General features: G+C 67.5%; 1 pseudogene. It reads right to left on the minus strand.

Going from position 1 to position 1,792, the window contains the following annotated elements:
- Positions 1–1,792, minus strand: a pseudogene (locus EOA27_RS34885) (translocation/assembly module TamB); the annotation flags it as partial.

Here is a 1,792-nt window from a genome sequence, read left to right on the forward strand (position 1 = left end):
TGCCGCGCACCGCTGCCGGCAAGGCCGAAGACGCGACCTCGGCCTTCATATTAAAGTCGACGGCGCCGTCGCCCAGCGATACCCGGCCGGCAACCTGGCTGTTGAGCGCATCGCTGGTCAGCGAGCCGCTGTCGACGGCGACCGAATCTGGAGCCAGCCGGCCATTGACCTTGGCGACCACCTTGCCGGCGATCAGCGGTGCGATCAACGGATTGTCGAGGCCGATCCTGTCCAGCGAGACCGTGCCGGAGACCGGGCCTGCCCGTCCCTTGAGGTCGAAGGCATCCGAATGCAGCGCCAGGGTGAGACCATCCACCTTCCCCTGGCTGGCGACGATGGACGGCAGGATGGCGGACACATCGAGCCGCGCTTGCGTGCTTTCGCCCGCCATCTTTGCCGACAAGGACTGGACTTCGATCTTGACCGGGCTGTCTGCGCGGCCGAGCGTCAACGGCAGGCTAGGCCCCGATGATAAAAGGTCGAGGGAGAAGTCGCTGGCGCCGTTGGGATTGAGGGTGCCGGCGGCCTTGCCTGAAATCTTGTCGCCCGAAAGCGTGGCGTGGTCCAGGGCGACGCCGCCCGCCAGCGTGTAGCTGCCAGCAGCATTGAGATCCAGCGGCCCGAGCCCCGCCTGCCGGGTCTGGCTGGTCTCGGCGCCCGCCACCTTGGCGTTGAACTGAACGTCGGGGTTGGACGATGGACCCGTGACGTGCGCGGTGCCCTCAAGCGTTCCGGCCCCGTCGAGGCCGGGCACGAAATCATTGCCGAGCGCCACCGGCAGGTTGGCGAGATTGGCCGTCAGGTCCAGGGTCTCACCGGCGCTGCCGGAAACCGTCGCCGAGCCGCCGCCGAGGTTGAGCGCGAGCTTCTCGATTGTCGTCACGCCATTGGCGATGGAAAGGCGGGATGGCTCGGCGATGGCCGCCTTGATGCCGCGCACCGTCGCCTCGCCGGACGTGATTTCCACGCTTGTCGTGCCGTCGGCGATCTTTACCCGCCCGGTGGCGGTGGCCGGAATGCCGGACGCCGTGGCGCCGCCGGTAAAGTTGGTCCAGTCGCCATCGCGCTTCAAATCGATGCCGATGCCGCTGATGACCGTGCCGCCGGAGGTCACATTGTCGGCCTTGATCGTGCCCGAGATCGCCGGCCCCTTGAGATAGTTTGCGATCAGCGCGTTGACGGTGATGGCTTTCGCCGCCAGGTCGCCCCGCGCGATCGAGGTGCTGGCCGCATTGATAGTGACGGTCGGCGCCTCGCCCTCCTTGGCAAAGACGATCGTGCCGTTGATGTCGCCTGTGGCGGTCTGGTTTGCCAGCGCGGCGAGCGGCCCGATATCGGGCACGGCAAGCGTCAGCGTGCCGAGCGGCAGGAACTTGTCGTCGAGCGCGAGATCACCCGACACCTTGTTGTCGCCGAGCGCCAGGCTGAGCCCTTTGATCGAACGCTTGCCGTCGGCGGTCACCAGCGAAGCCTCGATGTCGAGCGCCTGCCCCTCGGCATTGCCGGTCAGCGAGATATCGGCGGTCGGATTGGCGACATCGGCCTTGCCCTTGGCCGAGAGCTTGATGTCCTTCACGGTGCGGCCCGCCGCCGTCAGGCTGGTGCTGTCTGCCGACACGGTGAAATCCGGCGCCAGACGCGGACCGCTTGCGCTCAGAGCGAAGTTGACCCCGCCCGCAAGCGGTGTGCCGGCAAGCGACGACAGCGGCGAGACGTCGCCCAACGTGCCCTTGACGCTGGCCTGGAGGTCCGATCCCTGCATGCTGCCGGTGCCGCTGGCGCTGAGCGAGCC

Source organism: Mesorhizobium sp. M2A.F.Ca.ET.037.01.1.1 (assembly GCF_003998075.1).
Taxonomy (GTDB): Bacteria; Pseudomonadota; Alphaproteobacteria; order Rhizobiales; family Rhizobiaceae; genus Mesorhizobium.